The 244-nt window shown below is 79.9% G+C and carries 1 pseudogene; it reads left to right on the top strand.

Annotation, left to right across the window (positions count from 1 at the left end):
- Nucleotides 1–244, top strand: a pseudogene (locus KVS67_RS12705) (hypothetical protein); the annotation flags it as partial.

A 244-nucleotide genomic window follows, 5' to 3' on the forward strand; every position in this document is an offset into this window, starting at 1 on the left:
TGCCGGGGAGGCCACGCCTACCGGCACATTCGGGAGCCCCGCCCCGCCGAGAGCTGGGCCGCCCAGCACGAGGAAGCCCTCCGGCTGGACGCGGGCGCGGCCTGGCACGACGCCACGGGCGAGGCCGCCGACGGCGTCGACACCCGGCAGGGGGCCCTCCTCGCCGCGCGGCACGAGAGCCAGAGCGGGCTTGAACTGTTCCGCACCCGAGGGCCGACGGCCGCCACCGCGCGGGGGCGGGCCG

Source organism: Micrococcus sp. GbtcB5 (assembly GCF_019091605.1).
GTDB lineage: Bacteria > Actinomycetota > Actinomycetes > Actinomycetales > Micrococcaceae > Micrococcus > Micrococcus luteus.